Genomic DNA, 15,672 nt, shown 5'->3' on the forward strand with positions numbered 1-15,672 from the left:
GGCAAACCGTCCGCACCGCTTCGAAGCTTGTGAATAGTTATCAGCCGACGGCGCGGTAGGCCTGCCCGGTGGCGTTCGGTGTGGTCCCGGTGTAGAGCCCCGAGCAGTGGCCGTCCGTGGACAGCGTGAACCAGGCGTAGCGCTCCAGGAACGACAGGTGCTCCAGCATCGCCGTGGACGCCTTCACGAAGTCCACCTGCTGCTGCTGGGACGGGCAGACCTCCTTGCCGGTGGAGAAGTTGATCAGCGCGTACTCGGTCAGCCAGATCGGCTTGTGGTAGCGGTTGTAGACCGCCTGTAGATAGCTCTGGAGCTGGCCGGTGGCCTTGGACGAGAAGTCCGAGCCGTACCAGTGCAGTGGGATGAAGTCGACGCGGTAGCCCCGCGACGCCGCCCCCGACATGAACTGGTCCAGCCAGCCACCGGCCTGGTCGCCGTCACCGGCCACCGCCGGGGCGCCCAGGCGCAGGCCGGTGCCCTGTAGTTGCGGCCACAGGTCGAGGGCCTTGGACACCGGCATCTGGGCCTGGCCCGCCAGATCCGGCTCGTTGAAGCCGAGCAGCACCTTGCCTTGCTGCTTGGCCTGCGCCAGGTCCTTCGCGTTGACGTTGGCCGCGCCCCAGATCATCGGCACGAACTCGCTGCCGGCCGGCTTGGCGATGCTGCCCGTGCCGCTCGACCAGTTGTAGTACCAGGACGCCCCGACGTCCTTGATGTCCTGGGACGCCCCGCCGAAGGTGATCGTGCTGACGCCCTTGCGGGGCGTCGTGGCCGCCTGGGCCGGCGTCGCCGCCAGCACCGCCAGCGCCGCGGCGAAGATGAGGATGTGTCGGATGCGCATCGCGGCCGCCGTCAGTGGAAGGTCACGGTGAAGCCGGAACACTTCGAGCAGTTCCGCATCACCTGGTTGCCCGGCGTGGTGTCGCCCTTGGACCACGAGTAGGCGTACGGGCAGTGGGCCGACATCGCCTTGCTGTAGTCGGTCTCCGCGTCACGGTTGGGGTTCACGCACACCATCGGCTTGCCGGTGTTCGGGTTCTTCTTCAGGTCGGCCGGCGGGCAGTACTGCATCATGTCGCCCGGGCAGCCCATCACCTGGCAGGGCCCGCCGCCCGACGGCGGTGGCGGCGCGTTGTTCGGGGCGATCGTCACCGGCACCGAGAAGGCGTCCACGTAGCTCACGTCGTACCACGGGGCCGCCGCGTCGCCCCGGTCGAAGTTGAACTCGGCCAGGCTCACCGGCTGCTGCCCGGTGGTGCAGTGATCCGCCGCCGGCCCGCAGTCGCCGACCAGGCAGTGGAACGAGCCGCCCGATCCCGTGCACCCCTGCCGGCCGAAGAACCGGCCACGCCAGTGGTTCGGCGACCGGTCCTCCGGGATCGTCACCGTCGCCGACTGGCCGTTGGCCAACGTCGGCAGGTGCGCGAAGTTCACCGACCCGTCCGCGTTCACCTCGCTGCCGATCCAGAGTGTCTGACCCGACTGGTTGACGAAAGTCACCGTGTGGTCGGACGCCGCAGGCGCCGCTACCACCGTCACGGGTGTCGCGAACGCCGCCACCAGCAGTGGCGCGAGCAATAGCCGTCGAAAGCGCACGAGCACTCCCTTCTTGTTACGGTGCGCGATCGATTAGACACATGCTGTATTTGAGGTGTCAACGAATCGTCCCCACGCCGGCGCGTTTACCGCCCACACGTGTCACGGATCCGCCCGTCAGCCGACGGCGGCGGCCCGTCGGTCCAGGACGCTCAGCACGAGGCCGATCCAGCGGATGTTCTCCTGCTCGAACGCGATGCCCCGCATCAGGGTGAGGTAGGGGCCGATGCGCTTGGCCTGGTGCAGGTACTCCTGCTCGGTTCGGCCGGCGAGCATCCGGGCGCGGCGGCGCTCGTAGCGGGCGAGCTTGGCCTCGGTGCTTTCCTTGCGTTCGTTGAGGGTCGCGCGCACCGCGTCGCCGTCGCTGGCGTCGACGGCCTGGATCTGGACCATCAGCTCGTCGCGGATGGCGCTGGGGCGGGGAGTCTGGGCGGTGAACTCGTGCAGCGCGCGCCGGCCGGCCTCGGTCAGGGACACCATGCGCTTGTTGGGCCGGCTCTCCTGCTGGACGACCCGGGCCGAGAGCAGCCCGTCGGCCTCCATCTTCTCCAGCTCCCGGTACAGCTGCTGGGGGGTGGCCGTCCAGAAGTTGGCGACGGTGGCGTCGAACCCCTTGGCCAGGTCGTACCCCGAGGACTCGCCCTCCAGCAGTGCGGCCAGCACCGCGTTGCGCAACGTCATGGGCCAAGCCTAGTCGTCATAGGTGATTAGACAACTTATTTAGTAGTAAACTACGCTAATATCGTGACTCTTTCGGAGGGCGCGACCTATCGGCGCTACGTCGCGCTGGGCGACAGTCAGACCGAGGGCGTCGGCGACGGCGACGACCAGCACGGCCTGATCGGCTGGGCCGACCGCCTGGCCACCCGCGTCGCCGCCAGCAGCCCCGACGTGCTGTACGCAAACCTCGCGGTGCGCGGCAAACTGGCCGGACAGGTGCGCGCCGAACAGCTCGACGCGGCGCTGGCCCTCAAACCCGATCTGGCCACCGTGGCGGCCGGTCTCAACGACATGATCCGCCCTGGGTTCGACGCCGCGCGCGTGGCCGGCCATCTCGAGGACATGTTCGCCGCCCTGACCGCCGCCGGCGCGCGGGTGGCGACGTTCACGTTCCCTGACGTGGCAAGGATGTCGCCGCTGTTCCGGCCGCTGGCGCCGCGGGTGTTGGAGCTGAACGCCCTCATCCGCGCCGCGGCGGCCCGGCACGGGGTGGCGGTCGCCGACTTCTATCCGCACGCGGCGGCGACCGACCCCCGAATCTGGGCCGTCGACCGGATACACGCCAACCCGGAGGGACACGCCCGCATCGCCGGGGCGATGGCCGAGGCGTTGGGGCTGCCCGGCAGCGACCGGTCCTGGAGCCAGCCGCTGCCACCCCGCCCCTGGTCCTGGGCCCACCGGGTCCGCGCCGAGGCCGTGTGGCTGGCCGTGTTCGTGGGACCGTGGCTCCTGCGCCGACTTCGCGGTCGGTCGTCCGGGGACGGCCGCACCGCCAAACGCCCAACGCTGACTCCGGTCACCACCTGAGCGGACGACCGTTAGCGGGCCGGGCCGCAGCTGTGCTAGGCAGGCCGTATGACCGACTTCGAGCACTTGCTCTCCCGGCTCAGCCTCGACGAGAAGGTCCGGCTGCTGACCGGCCGCGACTTCTGGTCGACCTGGCCTGAGCCGAAGATCGGCCTGCGGCGGATCCTGGTCTCCGACGGCCCGTCCGGGGTGCGGGGCGAGGTGTGGGATGAGCGGTCGCCGTCGCTGAACCTGCCGTCCGCCACGGCGTTGTCGTCCTCGTGGGACCCGGCCCTGGCCCGCCGCTACGGCGCGGTCGCCGCCGCGGAGGCCCGGCGCAAGGGCGTGGACGTCGTGCTCGGGCCCACGATCAATTTGCACCGGTCGCCGCTGGGCGGCCGGCATTTCGAGGCGTTCAGCGAGGATCCGGTGCTCACCGGCGACCTCGCCGCCGCCTACGTGCGAGGCCTTCAGGACAACGGGGTCGGTGCCACCCCGAAGCACTACGTCGCCAACGACTACGAGACCGAGCGGTTCACCGCCAGCAGCGAGGTCTCCGAGCGGGCCCTGCGGGAGCTGTACCTGCTGCCGTTCGAGCGGGTGGTCGCCGACGCGGGCGCGTGGCTGGTGATGTCGTCCTACAACGGCATCAACGGCGTCACCGCGACCGAGCACGAACTGCTGGAGACGCCGCTGAACTCCGAGTGGGGGTTCGACGGGGTGGTGATCAGCGACTGGACCGCCGTACGCAGCCTCGCCGCCGCCGAGGCGTCCCAGGACCTGGTGATGCCCGGACCGCGCGGGCCGTGGGGCGAGGCCTTGGTGGCGGCCGTCCGCGACGGCCGGATCCCGGAGGCGGTGGTGGACCGCAAGGTGCTGCGGCTGCTGCGGCTGGCTGCCCGGGTCGGTGCCCTCGACGGAGTCGAGCCGCCGGCCGCTCCCGTGGCTGAGGACGGCGTCGCCTTTGCCCGCGAGGCCGCGGCGGCGGGCACGGTGTTGTTGTCCAACAACGGCCTGCTGCCGCTGCCGCCCTCGCTGCGGCGGGTCGCCGTGATCGGCCACAACGCCCGAGACGCGCGCACCCAGGGCGGCGGCTCCGCGACCGTGCTGCCGGAGGAAGTTGTGTCCCTTTGGGACGGTCTGCGGGCGGCGCTGCCCGACGCGGAGCTGACCTACTCGCTCGGAGCCGTTGTCCAGCAAGGCATCGCGGCATTGCCGCTGGCGCAGATCACCAACCCGGCCACCGGCGGGCCCGGTCTGCTCGTGCGGTTCCTCGACGAGGACGGGCGGGAGCTGTTCCGGGAGGACCGGCTGGCCACCGCGCTGGTCTACCTCGGCGGTGACGTCCCGCTCGACACGGCCGCCACAGTGGAGCTGAGCTGCGCCTGGACTTCGGACACGACCGGCACGGCCCGGGTCGGGTTCGCGGCCGCCGGCCGGGGCCGGGTCTTCGTCGACGGCGAGCTGCGGCTGGAGGCCGAGGCGAAGGCCGTCGGCACGGACCTCGGCGCGAGCTTGCTGTCCCCACCGTCGGAATCCGTACCGGTCACCGTGACCGCCGGCGTGCCGATCGAGTTGCGGGTCGAGTTCGACCTGGCTTCCGGGCCGGGCCTCAGCGGCACGCTGGGCATCACCCTGGGCCGTGAACCCGACGACGCCGACCCGGCGGACCTGATCGCCGCCGCGGCGCGGGCCGCGGCCGACGCCGAGGTGGCGGTTGTGGTCGTGGGCACCAACTCCGCCGTCGAGTCCGAGGGTTTCGACCGCACCGACCTGAACTTGCCCGGACGCCAGGACGATCTCGTCCGCGCGGTCGCGGCGACCGGCACCCCGACCGTCGTGGTCGTCAATTCCGGGGCGCCCGTGCTGCTGCCGTGGGCCGACGACGTCGCGGCGATGCTCGTGTCCTGGTTCGGCGGGCAGGAGACCGGCCACGCTCTCGCCGACGTGCTGCTCGGCGCGGTCGAACCCGGCGGCCGGCTGCCCACCACCTGGCCCCGCGCCTTGGAGGACGTGCCGGTTCTCGACGTCACCCCGGTCGACGGCGTGCTGCGCTACGCCGAGGACATCCACATCGGCTACCGGGCCTGGCTCAAGGCCGGCCGTACCCCGGCTTTCCCATTCGGGGCCGGGCTCGGCTACACCTCCTGGACGCTCAGCGATCTTCGGGTGGACGGCACCGATGTCCGGGTCTCCGTGCGCAACGACGGCGACCGCGCTGGCAAGCAGGTCGTCCAGGTGTACCTTTCGCGCCCGGACTCGGCGGTCGACCGCCCGGTCCGCTGGCTCGCCGCGCACACGTCCGTCCACATCGGACCTGGGGAGACCGCGGAGGTGACCATTCCGGTGCCACGGCGGGCTTTCGCCGACTGGCAGCCGGGCGGCTGGCATTATGAGACCGGTGCCTTCCAGGTGCACGTCGGCACGTCCGCGGTGGATCTCCCGTTGACTGCCACCATGTCCTGATACATGGGATTCCTGTCCTGATGAGGCCGGGACAGCGGGAGTGGCCGCCGGCAGCATGAACAGCGGACGGTGCTCACAGGGAAAGCGCAGGGATCATGTCAGAGGTCATCGCGGGTGTGGAGATTCCCGAGACGGCGGCGGCCGCCGAAGCCGCCCGGCTCATCCAGGAGACGATCAGCCCGCTCCTCTACCACCACTCCCATCGGGTTTTCCTCTTCGCCCAGATCCACGCCGAGCGCCTGGGGGTGCGGCCGGATCCGGAGCTGCTGTACCTGGCCGCCATGTTCCACGACAAGGGCCTGAGCACGCCGTTCTCCGCTGCGGAGCAGCGTTTCGAGGTCGATGGCGCCGACCATGGGCGCGAGTTCCTGCTGGCCCACGGTTTCTCCGCCGCGGCCGCGGACACCGTGTGGTCGGCGATCGCGCTGCACACGACGCCGGGCATCCCCGGGCGGATGGGGCCGGAGATCGCCACCCTGCACTTCGGCGTGCTGACCGACATCGTCGGCTTCGGCCTGACCGGCCTGAACGCCGACCAGGTGGGCGAGATCCTCGCCGCGCATCCCCGTGGCGACTTCAAGAACGAGTTCCTGCGCGCCTACTTCGAGGGGCAGAAGGACCGCCCGGAGACCACCATCGGCACCGTGAACGCGGACGTCATCGCGCACTTCCTGCCCGACTTCCAACCCACCACCAGCGTGCAGCGCATCCTCAGCTCGGCCTGGCCGAGCTGACCCCGCGGGCAGGCCGATCGGGCACCCGACCGACCCGCCGGCGGGCACACCCCGTTGCCTGAGCGGGCGCGGTCGGCCGTGGCCATGATCGACGGCGTTATCGTTGGACGATGAGATTCGGGCTGTACCTGCCGCAGGGCGAGTTGGCGGACGCGCGGCACGACGTGATCACGGTGGCGTGCGAGGCGGAACGGGCGGGCTACAACAGCCTGTGGGCGTTCGAGCGGGTGATGTTCCCGCTGGCGCCGGCCGATGGAATGTCCGGCGTGCCCGGGTTGCCCTGGGTGGACGCGTACCGACACACCACGGACCCGCTGACCGTGCTGACCCTGGCGGCGGCGGTCACCGAGAAGGTGCGGCTGGGCACCGGGATCCTGGTCGCCGGCCTGCGCCCGGCGCACCTGCTGGCCCGCACCATGGCGACGCTGGACCAGCTGAGCGGTGGCCGCGCCGTGCTCGGGCTGGGTGCTGGCTGGTCCAGCGACGAGTTCCGGGCTGTGGGCGCGGACTTCCGCCGCCGCGGCCGGTCGCTGGAGGAGACGATCGACGCCTGCCGGGCTTTGTGGGGCTCGAACCCGGTGTCCTATCAGGACAGTCGCATGGTCGTTGACAACGCGCTGGTGAACCCGAAGCCGTTGGCGCGCCTGCCGATTCTGCTCGGCGGCGGCAAGACCGACGTCGCCCTGGACCGGATCGCACGCAAGGCCGACGGCTGGATCCCGTCCGGCCTCGGCCCGGTCGCGGTCGCCGGCCAGTGGAAGCGGATCCGCGACCTCGCCGCCGGCCACGGCCGCAATCCCGCGGAATTGGGATTGTACCCGCAGGTGCGCCCGCTGGTCACGGCCGCGGACCTCGGCTCGGACCGCATGCCCGGCCAGGGCTCGATGGCCCAGGTCGTCGCCGACCTCGCGGCGTACGCGGAGGCCGGCGCGGACGAGGCTCTGATCGCCATTCTCGACGCCCGCTCGGCCGGTGAGATGGTTGACAAGGCTGGTGCACTGATGACCGCCGTGACCGAAGCCGGTCTGAGGCAACCGACGGGGGAATGATGAAGGCATTGCGGTTGGAGCGCTGGCAATCCGATCCGGTCCTGACCGAGGTCGCGGAGCCGCGGCCGGGGCCGGGGCAGGTCGTGGTTCGGGTCGGCGCGGCCGGGGCCTGCCACTCGGACCTGCACCTGATCCGGGAGTTCGGGCCGGGCCAGGTCCCGTTCGAGCCGCCGTTCACGCTCGGGCACGAGAACGCGGGCTGGATCCACGAGCTCGGCCCCGGAGTGACGGATGTCGAGGTCGGCCAAGCCGTCGCGGTCTACGGACCTTGGGGCTGCGGCACATGCGCTCGATGCCGGCTGGGCATCGAGCAGTACTGCGAGAACCGTGCGGGTGGGTCCCTGGCGCCCGGATTGGGCGGCGACGGGGGCATGGCCGAGCTGCTGCTGGTTCCCTCCACGCGCCATCTGATCCCGCTGCCAGCGGGCCTGGACCCGGTCACGGCGGCCCCGCTGACCGACGCGGCGCTCACCCCGTACCACGCGATTCGCCGTTCCTGGCCCACATTGTTCCCCGGCGCCACGGCGGTGGTCATCGGGATCGGTGGCCTGGGCCATCTCGCGGTGCAGATCCTCCGCGCCACCACGGCGGCTCGGGTGATCGCCGTGGACACCCGCGCCGAAGCGCTGGCGTTGGCCGAGCGGGCCGGGGCGGATCACACGCTCACGGCCGGGGCGGACACCGCGCAGGCGATCCGTGAGCTGACCGACGGCCGTGGCGCGGACGTGATCTTCGACTGCGTGGGTAACGCTCACACCGTTACTCTCGGCGCGGCCGCGAGTCGCATGATGGGTGACCTCACGATCATCGGTCTCGGCGGCGGCGCCCTGCCGGTGCGGTTCGGGGCCGTGCCGCACGAGCTGTCCGTGCAGACCACCTACTGGGGCAGCCGCCCCGAACTCGAAGAAGTCCTCGACCTCGCGGCCCGCGGCCGCCTGCACGCCGAGATCACCACGTTCCCCCTCGACGACGCCGCCGAGGCCTACCGCCGCCTGGAAGCCGGCGAGATCACCGGCCGCGCCGTCATCGTGCCGGCCTGACCACGGCGGCCTGTCCCAGGTGATGGGCGGGACTCGGCGATCTGGTGCCATGGCAGTAGCCGCTGTGCTCCCGAGCGATGCTCGGACGAGCTGGCGGAATCCTGAGGGGCGGCCGTGGCGTTGACGATCGGCAGGCGGGGCCGGCCGTGGCCGACACCGGGGCGGGACGCAGCTGGGGCTGCCGCCGCGCAGGGTCGAGGGGGCGGCCGTGGGGATCAACGACGCTGACGCAGTCGACTGTCCGAAGTGGACCGGCCCGCACGGGCTGGTCCACTCCGTCCAGTCCGTGTTCCCGAAGTGCGTCAGCCCAGCCCAAGATCAAGGGACCTTCCCTGACGTTCAACGTCATGAAGGACCCCTTCACCGCCTTCAACGTGAGGAAGGGGCCCTTCATGACGAAGGGGCCACCATCGCCTTCACCACTTGCAGCCGGCAGGCCACCCCGATTTCACAAATCCGCGCTAAATGGGATTGACTCGGCCGGGCGGCTGGGTGAGGATGAATGCACACCGACAGAGGAGAGGTCATGACGAACACGCGGGAGCGAGGCACGCAGCGCCAGCGACTGGCCGCCGCGTTCGCTGCCGCCTGCCCGTCGAACGACCTCTGTCAGCTCCTGTTCTGGCAACCGCGACAGGATCTGGCCAGCGCGGGCTCCCTTGACGTGACGTAGCACCCGTCACGTCAAGGGAGCCGCCCGTCGGGAAACCGATCCGGGCGGCTTTCTCCATTTCGTGTGCCTGAATTGTTTACGCCGGCGAGCTTCCGGAACGGAGTGGAACGGTCTCCAAAACCGATTCCCGGGGGTTCGACTCCCTCCGTCGGTGCGTTACGCCGCCCATTTCGTTTGGGTCGGTGTGGTTCTTTGACAGCTACACAGCGGAGCAGACATTTCTCCAGCGCCCGTCTCCGCCGCCAACCGAGGCGGCGGACGCGGGCCGCGGGGTCCGGCCGCGCCTGGGCGTGCGGCCGGACCCCACCTTGACGTATCCCCGGACGCGAGGGAGACGGCCAACCCGCCTGATTTGGGATCAGGAGTCACCGCGTTCGACTCGCGGGCGTCCGACGTTCAGCACCGCCTGGCTCTTTGGCTCAACCGGCAGAGCACCGGCCTGAAGACCCGGAAGTCGGGGTTCGATCCCCCGGGGAGCCACCACGCAGCACCGCGTAAGCCCTTGTAGCCCAATGGAAGAGGCGCCGGATTTAGGATCCGGTCAGTCCAGGTTCGAGTCCTGGCAGGGGCACCGCACCACCAGATCCCGGTTTCAGTCGAGATAGAGCCGATACCCCTTGGCCACCGTCTGGAAGCCGCGCGCCTCGTAGAAGGCGTGCGCGTCGAGGCGGGTGCCACGAGAGAGGAGTTGGATCTTGTAGCAGTCGGTCTCCCGCGCGAGGGCGACCGTGGCGTCCAGCAGTGCCGAGCCGATGCCCGATCGACGGCGCGAGGCCGTCACGACCACGTTCTCCACCAGCATGAACGGCCGCGCGCCCCGGGTGAGGTTGGGCAGCGTCGTGCAGTCCACGGTGCCGACGGCCACCGCGTCCACTTCGGCCAGCAGGACCGTCCGCCCGGCCTGAGCCTCGATGGCCCGCCAGGCCCGCAACGCCACCGCCGGCGTGAGGGTTGGGTCGGCGGGGTGCAGCTCGGCGTACAGCGCCAGCAGCGCGGGCAGGTCGGCCTCGACGGCCGAACGGATCAGAACCGGCATGCGGGCAACCCTAGATGCCCTTACCCCCGGCCCACTTCACGACGGTCGTGACGCGGCCTGCAAAGCCGACGTATCTCCGGGTTCGGGTCTCTACACTGTTCTGTTCCGCATGTGTGGCCCCGCCACCGACTTCGCCATCCCCACACGACCCGAGGACGTGACCATGCAGGCCCAGACGATCATCCAGAAGACGCTGCGGGTGCCGCTGGGCGCTGGGCCGGCGGGGGATGGCTCGGTGGTGGCTCGGCAGATGGACGCGGTTCTGGTCGGCGTGGGGTTCGCGGCGACGCGGGAGCTGCTAGAGCACGTGTCGGGGCTGGAGCCGGGCGCGGCGACGGACCTCGCGGCAGAGTTGGTGGCCGCGGTCCGCAAACTGGTCGGCGACCACGTGCGGCACAACGCGTACTTTCGCGACTTTCCCCATGGCGTGCCGGACACCATGAAGTTCTGGGTGCGGTGCCTGCGCGAAGCCCTGGTGGCTCCCGGCTCCAAGCCGACCGACAAGGAACTGTTGGCGCTGCTCGATCTGCGCCTGGTCGGGCTGCTCGACCTGCCCCGGTACGGCCGTTACCAGCACACCTACGCGGAACTACTGGCCGCGCACGACGAGCTGATCGCCTCGGTCAAGGACCGGATCACCGTCGTAGGCCTGGGCGGCACGCTGGAGGAGGAGACCCGCGAGCTGTACCGGTCGCTGGCCGAGTCCACCACGCCGCTGGGCGAGGCGGACCGGCTGCTGCTGGCCGACCTCGCCGGGGTCTGCGGTGCCGTGGAACTGGCGGCGGTGCCGGTACGGGAGAACCGGGCCGTGCTCAACGCCGTTCGCTTGCTCGCGGGACGGCCGCTGGTCGCCGTGGACACGGTGGCGGACGTGCTGCGCACTGCGTGCCAGGCCAGTGGCGGCGATGTCACGCTGGTCGAGCCGACTCGGTTCCGCAGCTTTTCCCGCCGTGAGCGGCGTGTCCTGCTCGCGGCGCTGGATCGAGTGGTGGCGGGCAACGAGGCCAAGCTCGGTGACGTCACGCGGTTCGCGCGGCGGTTCAAGCGGCTCGGCGAGTACCTGCACCCGCACGAGTACCCGCAGTTCCCGAACGCCGCCGACGTGTTCGCGGTCGCGCGTGGCGAGAAGACGGCCCGGACGCTGGCCGGGCGGGCGGAGGTGGCGTTCGCCGCCGGTGATGTGTTGGGCGCCGCGGTGATTCTTGCGACGGCACCGGGCATGTTGCTGCGGTCGCTGGACCGCCTGCTGCGTCAGGCCGACAACGACGTTGCCACGCAAGCGGTCCTCGACGCGGCCGGCAAGGTGCTCGGGTCGGTGTCTGGGCGGGTGCTGTGCTCGGTGCGTGAGCACCTGGCCAACCGCGCCGACCGGGATGCCGCACGCGTGTTCACCAACCGTGCCCTTCGGGCGTGGGTCACGGAGGACACGCGGCCGCCGCTGCCGCCGGAGGTCATCGCGCGGGCGTGCGCGCTGATCGACGCGGAGCTGACCCGTCGGCTGTCCGGCTACGAGCACGTGGTGGTCGACCCGGCCGTGCTGGACATCGCGCTGCCGCTGTCGGGCAAGGCCGGCGAGGACGGTTTTGCCGTGCTGCCAAGGGGTTCTCGCAGTCGGGTGGACGGGGAGGTGTTGCGGTTGTTCACCTACTGGCGGCAGACCAGCCGGCGCACCGACTTCGACCTGTCCGCGCTGCTGCTGGACGAAGACTTCCAGTACGCCGGACACGTGTCGTGGACCCAGTACCACGACGGCGGTGCGGTGTACTCGGGCGACGTGACCGAGGCGCCGGACGGCGCGACCGAGTTCATCGACCTGCCGCTGGACTCGGTCGACGCGGCCTACGTCGTGCCGCAGGTCAACATCTACTCCGGGGAGGGGTTCGACGAGGTCGCTGAGTCGATGTTCGGCTGGATGACGCGTTCCAGCGCGCAGGAGGGAATGCCGTTCGAGGCCCGCACCGTGCGGACCCGGTCGGACATGCGCGGCCCCGGCCGCGTGGCGCTGCCGGTCATGTTCGGCCGTGGCGAGGACGGCACGTGGACCGCGACCTGGCTGCACCTCTACCTGTCCGGCTCGCCGGACTTCAACCGGGTGGAGGCCAACCGGGGCAGCACTTCGTTGCTGGCCAAGGGCATGCTGGGCAGCCGGTATCTCACCGTCGCATACCTGGTGGAGCTGTTGCGCGCCGCGGGCGCGACGGTGACGACCTGGACTCCCGGTGCGGAACTGCCGACAGCGGCCACGTTCGTCGGCGTGCATCGGCCCGAGGGTCTGCCGGACGGGACCGAGGTGATCACGCTGGACCGGCTGAACCGGTTGATCCCGGCCTGACCGGCCCGATATCCTGGCCAGGCGAGGCCATGAGGGGACTTCCTTCTACTCATCCTTGGAATGGTCTAGTGCCCTCCCTCTCCTCGCTCCGACCACACAGTCGCCGGGCACGGCTCACCGTGCCCGGCGACTGTGCGTTGTGCCTGCTGACGTGGCTCCAGACGTCGGTGCTGTCGTGGATGGTCCTCTAACCTGACGGCATGGCTGAGAGTGACCGAGGCGGTCAGGTCCGTCCCGGAGGGCGCACCGCGCGGAACCGGACCGCGGTGCACGACGCCGTGCGCGGGTTGCTGGCCGAGGGCCGCGACCCGGTGACCGTGCGCGAGGTGTCGGAGCGGTCCGGGGTCAGCGAGGTGACGATCTACCGGCGGTGGGGGACCGTCGAGTCGCTGATGCTGGACGTCGCGATCACCCAGCTCACCGAGGAAGCTCCGTTCCCGGACACCGGGGATCTGCGGCGGGATCTGCTGGACTGGGTCAGCGGCGTGGCCGCGAGTGTGAAGAGCCCGGAGGGGTTCGCGCTCTACCGGGCGCTCGCGGCGGCGACCTCGCCGTTGGGCGGCAACCACAGCGACCAGGCCCGTGCGGACGCGGCGATGTACCTGCGCCGTCGCACGGACCAGATGCAGGCGGTGTTCGACCGGGCGGCCGCGGCGGCCGGGACCACTCCGCCGAGCGTGGCCCGGGTCTTCGACCTCGTGCTCGCGCCGGTCTACCTACGGGCCATCTTCGGCTACGACGCGCCTGACGCCGACCTGGCCGAGCTGGTCGACCGCGCGCTCGGCGACGGCTGACACTGCTAGTGAAAGAAAACTTGCATTAGCCCTCGGGTGCCCGCAGACTGGCACTTAATGAAGGATTTCCTACATTAAGGGCGGGGTCGTGCACTATCCACCGTTGAGCGAGGTCCGCGACGGCATGCGGATCGACTGGGACGTCCGGCTCACCATGAGCGACGGCGTCACGCTGGCCGCCGACATCTTCCGGCCGGACGACGACGCCGAGCACCCGGTGCTGCTGGCCGCCGGCCCGTACGGCAAGGGGCTGTCCTTCGCCGAGGGCTTCGCGTACCAGTTCGAGGCGCTGCTGCGGGACCACCCGGAACTGGCCGAGAAGTCCAGCAATGCCTACCAGGTATGGGAATACCCCGATCCCGAGCGCTGGGTGCCGGACGGGTACGTGTGCGTGCGTATCGACACGCGGGGGACCGGCGGCAGTGAGGGGGCGATCGACTTCTTCTCGCCACGGGAGACCCAGGACCTCTACGAGAGCGTCGAATGGGCCGGCACGCAGCCGTGGAGCAACGGCAAGGTCGGCATGCTCGGCATCTCCTACCTGGCCAGCAACCAGTGGCTCGTCGCCGCCGCGGCCCCGCCGCACCTGGCGGCGATCTGCCCGTGGGAAGGGGCGTCGGACTTCTTCCGCGAGTACACCCACCACGGCGGCATCCCGTCCGAGTTCCTGCCGAGCTGGATGCCCTACCAGGTAACCCGAATCCAGCACGGTCGGGCCGAGGCGCCGACCAATCCGAACACCGGCCGTCGCGTGTCGGGCCTGGCCGTGCGGACCGAGCAGGAGCTGGCCGACAACGCCATCGCCCTCGCGGATGTCATGCGCGCCAACCCTTTCGACAACGACTACTACCGGGACCGCTCGGCCGCGCTGGAGAAGATCACCGTGCCGGTGCTGTCCAGCGCGAACTGGGGCGGCATGGGCCTGCACTCGCGGGGCAACTTCGAGGCCTACTCCCGGGTGGGCAGCGGGCAGAGGTGGCTTGAGGTGCACGGCCTCGAGCACTGGACCGAGTTCTACACCGACTACGGCGTCGAGTTGCAGCGCCGGTTCTTCGACCACTTCCTCAAGGGCGTGGACAACGGCTGGGACCGGCAGCCGCCGGTACAGCTGAAGGTCCGGACGCCTGACGCGTTTTTCCTTCGCCACGAACAGGAGTGGCCGCCGGCTCGCACCGCGTGGACGCCGTACTACCTGGACCTCGCCACCGGCGGCCTTGGCTCAGAACCACCCGCTGGGAACCAGGAGATCGGGTTCGCGGCCCGCTCCGAGGGCGCGATGTTCACCACGCCCCCGTTCTCCCAGGAGACCGAGTTCACCGGCCCGGCCGCGCTCAAGCTGTTTGCCGCCTCCAGCACCGACGACGCCGACCTCTGCGTCACCGTGCACCTGTTCGACCCGGCCGGCGCGGAGGTTCTGTTCGCCACCGCGTCCGAGCCGCACGGTCCGGTCAGCCAGGGCTGGCTTCGCCTGTCCCAACGGACTTTGGACCCCTCGCGCTCGCTTCCGTACCGGCCGTGGCACCGGCACACCGCCGCCGCGCCGCTGACGCCCAGTGAGACGTACGAGGCCGACGTGGAGATCTGGCCCCTGTCGATCGTCGTGCCGGCCGGCTATCGCCTGGGGATTTCCGTGCGGGGACAGGACTACGAGCACGATCTCCCCGGCCGACCCGTGATCGCCTACGGCCGGGAGATCCGCGGCAGCGGCGCCTACTGGCACGAACTGCCCGGCGACCGCGACCGTCCCGCCTTCGACGGCACGACAATCCTTCGCGCCAGCGCGGGACGGCGGCCGTACGTGCTGCTTCCGTTGGTGCCCAACGAATAGCGAACGGCTACTGGCCCAGGGTCGGTCCGAGCCAGCGGCGGACGAGCGTGCGCAGCTGGTCGTCAGTGGGCGCGGGCGTCGAGGGGTACTGCAGGAAGGACAGGAACAGGCGCATCAGGATCTCAGCCAGGCCGTGGAAGTCGTCGTCGGTGGTCACGTCGGCGGCGGCCCAGTCGACCGGGACGTTGCGCAGGATGCGGGCGCCGAGGGCGAAGGACTGGGGCGAGGTGACGGCGCCGGTGAAGACGTCGGCCTCGCCCGCCTCCAGCAGCAGGCCCAGGTAGGGCTCGCGGGGGACAGTGTGGAGGCTGAACAGCACCGACTCCACGGCGACCTCGGCCGGGCTGGCGAACTTGGCCAGGTGGCGTTCCATCCGTTCGGCGAACGCCTCGACGCCGGCGATGGCGACGGCGGCGAGAATGTCGGGCAGCTTGGGGAAGTAGCGGTAGACGGTCTGCCGGGTGACGCCGGCCTCGGCGGCGATGTCGGACAGGCTGGTCTTGGCCAGCCCGACCCGGTCGATGCACGCCGTGGCCGCCTCGACGATCCGGCGGCGGGCCTCGTCCCCGGTCCGGGGCGGGTTGCCCTGCCATCCGTGGTACCCCATGCGCCCATCTT

Annotated in this window: 14 protein-coding genes and 2 tRNA genes; 11 read left to right on the forward strand and 5 right to left on the reverse strand. The window is 70.5% G+C overall.

Annotated elements, in window-relative coordinates; all coding sequences use genetic code 11:
* Positions 1–40 precede the first annotated feature (40 nt).
* From JJ691_RS07690 to JJ691_RS07700, 3 genes are all read right to left on the reverse strand, one after another.
* Positions 41–841: a glycoside hydrolase family protein gene (locus tag JJ691_RS07690; protein WP_211768093.1), complete on the reverse strand. Its 801-nt coding sequence runs from the start codon at positions 839–841 to the stop codon at positions 41–43.
* A gap of 11 nt (positions 842–852) precedes the next feature.
* Positions 853–1,596: a thaumatin family protein gene (locus JJ691_RS07695; RefSeq protein WP_249227760.1), complete on the reverse strand. Its 744-nt coding sequence runs from the start codon at positions 1,594–1,596 to the stop codon at positions 853–855.
* 117 nt (positions 1,597–1,713) lie between these two features.
* A complete protein-coding gene (locus JJ691_RS07700; RefSeq protein ID WP_211768095.1) occupies positions 1,714–2,277 on the reverse strand; it encodes a PadR family transcriptional regulator in 564 nt (187 codons plus the stop codon).
* Between the two features lie 63 nt (positions 2,278–2,340).
* Between JJ691_RS07700 and JJ691_RS07705 the strand changes: the two genes are divergently transcribed.
* The 8 genes from JJ691_RS07705 to JJ691_RS07740 all read left to right on the forward strand — a co-directional run bounded on the left by JJ691_RS07705 (position 2,341) and on the right by JJ691_RS07740 (position 9,635).
* Positions 2,341–3,123 (forward strand): SGNH/GDSL hydrolase family protein, encoded by a 783-nt coding sequence (locus JJ691_RS07705; protein ID WP_211768096.1) that lies wholly within the window; start codon positions 2,341–2,343, stop codon positions 3,121–3,123.
* A gap of 48 nt (positions 3,124–3,171) precedes the next feature.
* Positions 3,172–5,568, forward strand: coding sequence for a beta-glucosidase family protein (locus JJ691_RS07710; protein WP_211768097.1), 2,397 nt, complete (start codon positions 3,172–3,174; stop codon positions 5,566–5,568).
* 95 nt (positions 5,569–5,663) lie between these two features.
* Entirely contained in the window at positions 5,664–6,302 is a 639-nt protein-coding gene (locus JJ691_RS07715) for an HD domain-containing protein (RefSeq protein WP_211768098.1), read from the forward strand.
* Positions 6,303–6,412: 110 nt separating this feature from the next.
* A complete protein-coding gene (locus JJ691_RS07720) occupies positions 6,413–7,351 on the forward strand; it encodes a TIGR03619 family F420-dependent LLM class oxidoreductase (protein ID WP_211768099.1) in 939 nt (312 codons plus the stop codon).
* On the forward strand, positions 7,351–8,391 hold the full coding sequence (locus JJ691_RS07725) for an NAD(P)-dependent alcohol dehydrogenase (protein WP_211768100.1): 1,041 nt from the start codon (positions 7,351–7,353) through the stop codon (positions 8,389–8,391). Before JJ691_RS07720 ends, JJ691_RS07725 begins: the two co-directional genes overlap by 1 nt.
* A gap of 526 nt (positions 8,392–8,917) precedes the next feature.
* The gene (locus JJ691_RS07730; RefSeq protein ID WP_211768101.1) at positions 8,918–9,064 is read left to right on the forward strand and encodes a hypothetical protein; all 147 of its coding nucleotides are present in this window, start codon (positions 8,918–8,920) and stop codon (positions 9,062–9,064) included.
* A gap of 408 nt (positions 9,065–9,472) precedes the next feature.
* Positions 9,473–9,547 (forward strand) — tRNA-Phe (locus JJ691_RS07735).
* A 15-nt stretch (positions 9,548–9,562) separates the two neighbouring features.
* Positions 9,563–9,635, forward strand: a tRNA-Leu gene (locus tag JJ691_RS07740).
* A 21-nt stretch (positions 9,636–9,656) separates the two neighbouring features.
* Here JJ691_RS07740 and JJ691_RS07745 read toward each other — a convergent pair.
* Positions 9,657–10,100 (reverse strand): GNAT family N-acetyltransferase, encoded by a 444-nt coding sequence (locus JJ691_RS07745; RefSeq protein WP_211768102.1) that lies wholly within the window; start codon positions 10,098–10,100, stop codon positions 9,657–9,659.
* Between the two features lie 109 nt (positions 10,101–10,209).
* On the opposite strand from JJ691_RS07745, the gene JJ691_RS07750 reads away from it, so the two are divergent.
* The 3 genes from JJ691_RS07750 to JJ691_RS07760 all read left to right on the forward strand — a co-directional run bounded on the left by JJ691_RS07750 (position 10,210) and on the right by JJ691_RS07760 (position 15,054).
* The gene (locus JJ691_RS07750) at positions 10,210–12,432 is read left to right on the forward strand and encodes a TerD family protein (protein WP_249227761.1); all 2,223 of its coding nucleotides are present in this window, start codon (positions 10,210–10,212) and stop codon (positions 12,430–12,432) included.
* 200 nt (positions 12,433–12,632) lie between these two features.
* A complete protein-coding gene (locus tag JJ691_RS07755) occupies positions 12,633–13,226 on the forward strand; it encodes a TetR/AcrR family transcriptional regulator (protein ID WP_211768103.1) in 594 nt (197 codons plus the stop codon).
* Positions 13,227–13,329: 103 nt separating this feature from the next.
* Complete coding sequence (locus JJ691_RS07760) at positions 13,330–15,054, forward strand: CocE/NonD family hydrolase (protein WP_249227762.1); 1,725 nt, start codon at positions 13,330–13,332, stop codon at positions 15,052–15,054.
* Positions 15,055–15,061: 7 nt separating this feature from the next.
* On the opposite strand, the gene JJ691_RS07765 is transcribed toward JJ691_RS07760, so the two are convergent.
* Complete coding sequence (locus JJ691_RS07765) at positions 15,062–15,661, reverse strand: TetR/AcrR family transcriptional regulator (protein WP_211768104.1); 600 nt, start codon at positions 15,659–15,661, stop codon at positions 15,062–15,064.
* Between the last annotated feature and the right edge of the window lie 11 nt (positions 15,662–15,672).

Origin of the sequence: Kutzneria sp. CA-103260, from assembly GCF_018263855.1 — a bacterium.
Lineage (GTDB): Bacteria > Actinomycetota > Actinomycetes > Mycobacteriales > Pseudonocardiaceae > Kutzneria.